The following is a 5289-nucleotide window of genomic DNA, read 5'->3' as shown; positions in this document are numbered from 1 at the left end:
AACCCGGCCGAAGACAGGGATATCCTTCTGGCATTTTGGTAGGTTATAGTTAGGAATGCCGGGATTTAGATGATGAATGTGATGGTAACCGACATTTCCGGTAAACCAGGTCAAGAAAAGAGGCAGTTTGTAAAAAGATGCCCCTTGAAGAGAGGCATCGACAAAATTCCAGTCTTCATTCCCAGCCCAATAGACATCCTCAAATTGATGCTGAACATAAAAGAGCCAGACCCCTCCGATTAAACCTGCGTAGAGAATCAGGAACTGTATCATAACATATACTTTCAGTCCCAGCAATAGACTTAACGCACTGGCCATGATTAGGATAGCGGCATTCGTGCCGTAAACGCTCATTTGTTCCTTCTTGGAGGCGTTCTTTCCTGGAAACCGATTGCTGACCAAAAATATATAAAGGGGTCCAAGGAGAAACATCACGGCCGGATTGCGATACAACCGGTATCGAATCCTCATTTTCAGCGGCGCATTCTTATACTCGGCAACAGTCATCGTCCAGACGTCACCTTGACCTCGTCGGTCAAGATTGCCGGAAGTCCCGTGATGCCGCACATGGCTGCTTTTCCAGGTGTAAAACGGGGTAAAAGTCAGTACTCCTGTCACTCTACCCCAAAAATTAATCGCCTTACGGGATTGGAAGAATGAGCCGTGCGTGCAATCATGGAAAATAATAAAAATTCTCACCAGAAATCCAGCGGCCAGAAGAATCAACGGTATCGAGACCCAGAATGAATATTCCATAACATAATAAATACCCCCCCAGATCAACATATATGGAATGAGAGTGTTTGCGAGCTGCCAGATACTTTTCAGTCTGCTCGGCAATTGGTATGCGGACATCTCTTTACGGATATAATCCAGGTTGATATCGACCGGTGTGACCGTTTTAGATCGTCTTTTCATCTGATAATTAAGTCCTAAAGATCTGGTTGAATGATTTGTTTATATGGCAGTGACAGATTCATTGTATATTATACGCCCGGCAATCGCTTTTGAAGTGATAATTATCACCTTGGTGGAAAGTGGAGCGACTTTGTCACAGGTCTTAAGTTGCAACGAACTGCGATGCCGACCGGCTGCAATTGGCAATTCAGATCTCCGTCGCACATCTCATTAAATGCCTGTTGGCGCCATAACTTCAGCACGTTGCCTCTGGTCCGCCGAAAACGATCGAGAGCCGACGCCAAGATGATTGACTCTACTCATTTCATCCATAGTTTCAGGGATATCATCAGCATCTCCCGCGATAGAAAAAGATATCGGGTGCTGACGATGCGAATAAAAATTGACTTGCCATTGGCGAACAATTTTCTAATTTGCAGTCAAATATGGTCAAAATTGCACCATCGATTCTCGCCGCGGACTTCAGCCGTCTTGGCGAGGAAATCAAGGCGGCCGAAAGGGCCGGCGCCGATATGATTCACCTCGATATCATGGACGGTCATTTTGTCCCTAATCTCTCCTACGGGTCGGTAGTGGCAAAGAAGTCAAAGATGATGACCGGGCTGCCGCATGACGCCCATCTGATGGTCACCGAGCCGGAGAACCATATTGAACCGTTTGCCCGCCTGGGGGTCGAGTATATATCCTTCCATATCGAAATCGGGGGGATAAGAACCGAATGGGAGAGAGGCTGGGTTTATACGGTAAACCATATTCCCGATGAAAGCCGAATCAGAAAGCTGATTGGTCAAATCAGAAATTCGAAATCACGACCAGGTTTAGCCATAAATCCACCCACTGACATAGAACTGGTCTTTCCCTTCCTTGGCGAGATAGAACTATTGCTTCTTATGTCAGTCAATCCCGGGTTTGCGGGGCAGAAATTCATTCCGAATGTTTACGACAAGCTCAAGCATCTGGGCCGATATCGCACCGAGCATAAGCTCCGATTTGATATCATGGTAGATGGGGGGGTAGGTTTGGAAAACGGCAGGGCTCTCTCCGACGCCGGCGCCGACATTCTTGTAGCCGGCTCTTCCTTTTTTGGCGCAACGAATTACGGGGAATTTGTCAGGACGATAAAATCGTAGAAACCGCTTGCGGATAAGGGGTTTTTTCGTATATTAACAAACTGCCCTGAAGGGGTTTTATCCCTTTTGGGGAGTTTTAGAATATTGGCAAAAATATGTTTGGCGAACTGATAGACAGATTTGATGATATTTTTAAGACGCTTCGCGGCGCCGGTAAACTCTCGGAAAAGAATATCCGCGATGCTTTGAAAGAGGTCCGTCGGGCGCTTCTTGAGGCCGATGTCAACTACAAGGTAGTCAAAGAGTTCATCAAAAAAGTCGAAGAGGAATCGGTCGGGGAAAAAGTCTTAAAATCGATTGAACCGGGGCAGCAGATTGTCAAGATTGTGCATGATGAACTGGTGAAGGTTCTCGGTGAGAAAGCGGTTTCTCTCGCCCCGATTGACAAGACACCGACAGTTTATATGCTTTGCGGCTTGCAAGGCTCGGGGAAAACTACGCTTGCCGGCAAACTGGCTCTTCAGGCAAAACGGAAGAACAAAAAACCGCTTCTGGTTGCCGCCGATATTTATCGCCCGGCCGCTATCAAGCAGTTGAAAGTACTGGGGGATTCGATTGGGGTGGAGGTGTTCCACCGTGAAAATGCCCAGCCGCCGGAAATCTGTTACGAGGCTAAGAAGTATGCCGAGAAGAACTTTGTTGACCTGGTAATCCTCGATACCGCGGGACGACTTCATATCGATGAAGAGTTGATGGTGGAGCTGGAAGAGATTAAGTCGCGCGTATCGCCCGATGAGCTGCTTCTGGTGGCGGATGCCATGACCGGCCAGGATGCCGTCAATCTCGCCGAGCAGTTTCACAAGCGTCTGGCGCTGACCGGAGTGGCGCTGACTAAACTTGATGGCGATGCCCGCGGCGGGGCGGCGATTTCGATTCGCGCTGTAACCGGATGCCCAATCAAGCTGGCGTCAGTCGGCGAGAAACTCTCCGACCTGGAGCCGTTCCATCCCGACCGGATGGCATCACGGATTCTCGGAATGGGGGACATTGTCTCCCTGGTAGAAAAAGCCCAGCAGACGGTCGATATGAAAACGGCCGCAAAGTTGGAAGAAAAACTAAAGAAGAATGCCTTCACTCTGGAAGATTTCTACGACCAGATGCAGCAGATAAAGAAAATGGGACCGCTGGAATCGATTATGGGGATGATACCGGGTGTGGGGAAAGCGCTGAAGGGAATTCAGATAGACGAAAAGGGACTGACGCGGGTGGAGGCGATGATACAGTCGATGACTCCGGAGGAGCGGCGGAATCCGCAGATAATCGACGGTTCCCGCAAGGTGCGCATCGCCAAAGGTTCGGGTAATTCGGTGCAGAATATAAATCTTCTCCTCAAGCAGTTTGCGGCGATGCAGAAGATGATTAAAGATATGAGCAAATTCAAATTTAAAGGTCTTCCGAAAGGGGCCTTTCCATTCCAAATGTAGTTCTAATTGATGGAGGTATGGCACATTGGCAACACACATTCGACTGAGACGGCTGGGCGCTAAGAAGAGACCTACTTATCGTTTTGTAGCGACCGATTCTCGTATGCCTCGCGACGGAAGATTTCTGGAGATTCTGGGTCAGTACAACCCGATCGAGAAACCGGCCCGGGTCAAGATAAATGAAGAGCGGATTACCTACTGGCTTGACCAGGGGGCGGTCCCGTCCGACACCGTTATCAATCTTCTCAAGCAGATTGGCTTCATGAAGAAGTATGAGACGGTCAAGAGGGGGGGAGATATCTCGACCCTGGTGGTAGCGGAGACGATTACCGAGCGCCCCAAGAAACGCAAGAAGACCAAAGGCGTAAAAGAGACAAAGGCGGAAGCCTGAGCGGTTTGAAGAAAACACCGGACGCGACAAAACAGAAACGATTCTTCAAAGGAGTTTGCAGTGAAGGAATTCATCGAGACTATCGTCAAGGCGTTGGTTGATAATCCTAATGAAGTTGACCTGACGGAAGTTCAGGGCGCCCGCACTACGGTCTATGAATTGCGCGTTGGACCCGGCGACCTGGGCAAGGTCATCGGGAAACATGGACAGACCGCCAAGTCGATCCGGACTTTAATTGCCGCCATTTCGGCGAAGAAGGGAAAACGGGCGGTTCTGGAGATACTGGAATAGTTGCAAGCACGACCGGAATATATAGTGGTGGGACGTTTCGGACGTCCCCACGGCGTTTCCGGCGAAATTTATATCACTCCCATTTCCGACAACCCGTCTCGATTTCGCAGGAAAAGCGGCAAATTCTGGATTGAGACGGAGACGGGATGGAGGGAAATTACGGTCAGATTCCAGAAGGGTACTTCCGAACGACCCCTGGTCATCATCGAGGGAGTGGTTTCGCCCGAAGAGGCGCGAAAGTACAGCAACGAGTTGATATACATAAAAACGTCGTCGCTGGAAAAGCTGCCGGAAGGAAGGTATTATCACTTTGAACTGGTTGATTGCCGCGTGACAGACAGAGAAGGAATGGAACTGGGTCAGGTTACGGCCGTGGAAGAGTACCCCGCCAACAATGTTCTGGTAATCAGAAGCGGCAAGGGAACCGTACATCTCTTCCCGATGGTGAAGCAGTTCCTGAAGAGGATAGATATAGAAAATAAATTGATAGTGGTCGAGCCGCCCGAAGGGATATTCTGACTTCGGCAGAGAAAGGCTCGTCCCGATGAAAATAGAGATAATCACTCTCTTCCCCGGATATTTTGACTCGGTCATTAGCCAGTCGATAATCGGACGGGGAAAAGAGAAAGCGCTCTTTGACATAAAGATTATAGACCTTCGCGATTACACCACCGACCGTCACCGGACTGCCGATGACAAGCCGTTCGGCGGCGGCGGCGGAATGGTGTTGAAAGTGGAGCCGCTGGATGCCTGCCTGAAAGGGCTCGGGCATAAAAAACCGGTAACTCCCGACGACCGGATTCTGCTTACATCGGCGGCCGGAAAGTTATTCAACCAGCAGAAGGCGGTGGAGCTTTCCCTGTGCCAGCAGGTGACAATCATCTGCGGCCATTACCTCGGTGTCGATGAGCGTATCCTGGCTCTGTATGACATCGAAGAGCTTTCGGTCGGAGATTATGTGATGACCGGCGGGGAGCCGGCGGCGGCGGTGATGCTGGATACGATTGTGAGACTTCTGCCGGGAGTGCTTGGCAACTTTGAATCGGCGCTGGAAGATTCGCATCTGGAGGGACTCCTGGGAGCGCCGGTATATACCAGACCGGATGAATATCGCGGATTGAAAGTACCGTCGGAG

General features: G+C 49.9%; 7 protein-coding genes. 6 read left to right on the top strand and 1 reads right to left on the bottom strand.

Annotated elements, in window-relative coordinates:
- The coding region (locus AB1690_00555) for a fatty acid desaturase (protein ID MEW6013793.1) at nucleotides 1–918 on the bottom strand (918 nt) is incomplete at its 3' end.
- 425 nt (nucleotides 919–1343) lie between these two features.
- On the opposite strand from AB1690_00555, the gene AB1690_00550 reads away from it, so the two are divergent.
- The 6 genes from AB1690_00550 to trmD all read left to right on the top strand — a co-directional run.
- Nucleotides 1344–2048 carry a ribulose-phosphate 3-epimerase gene (locus AB1690_00550; GenBank protein MEW6013792.1) on the top strand — a complete coding sequence of 235 codons (705 nt, stop codon included), beginning with the start codon at nucleotides 1344–1346 and terminating at the stop codon, nucleotides 2046–2048.
- Nucleotides 2049–2143: 95 nt separating this feature from the next.
- Nucleotides 2144–3472 (top strand): signal recognition particle protein, encoded by a 1329-nt coding sequence (gene ffh / locus AB1690_00545; GenBank protein MEW6013791.1) that lies wholly within the window; start codon nucleotides 2144–2146, stop codon nucleotides 3470–3472.
- A gap of 25 nt (nucleotides 3473–3497) precedes the next feature.
- The gene (gene rpsP, locus AB1690_00540; protein MEW6013790.1) at nucleotides 3498–3863 is read left to right on the top strand and encodes a 30S ribosomal protein S16; all 366 of its coding nucleotides are present in this window, start codon (nucleotides 3498–3500) and stop codon (nucleotides 3861–3863) included.
- 60 nt (nucleotides 3864–3923) lie between these two features.
- On the top strand, nucleotides 3924–4154 hold the full coding sequence (locus tag AB1690_00535) for a KH domain-containing protein (GenBank protein ID MEW6013789.1): 231 nt from the start codon (nucleotides 3924–3926) through the stop codon (nucleotides 4152–4154).
- Nucleotides 4155–4673 (top strand): ribosome maturation factor RimM, encoded by a 519-nt coding sequence (gene rimM, locus AB1690_00530; GenBank protein ID MEW6013788.1) that lies wholly within the window; start codon nucleotides 4155–4157, stop codon nucleotides 4671–4673.
- Between the two features lie 25 nt (nucleotides 4674–4698).
- Nucleotides 4699–5289: tRNA (guanosine(37)-N1)-methyltransferase TrmD (gene trmD / locus AB1690_00525; GenBank protein ID MEW6013787.1), on the top strand; the 591-nt coding region annotated here is incomplete at its 3' end.

The organism is Candidatus Zixiibacteriota bacterium, assembly GCA_040753495.1.
Taxonomy (GTDB): domain Bacteria; phylum Zixibacteria; class MSB-5A5; order GN15; family PGXB01; genus DYGG01.
This window is presented reverse-complemented; position numbering and strand designations above follow the sequence as displayed.

Coding starts and splice junctions, on each gene's coding strand:
- AB1690_00550 (MEW6013792.1), top strand. CDS start 1,344: ATGGTCAAAATTGCACCATCGATTCTCGCCGCGGACTTCAGCCGTCTT.
- ffh (MEW6013791.1), top strand. CDS start 2,144: ATGTTTGGCGAACTGATAGACAGATTTGATGATATTTTTAAGACGCTT.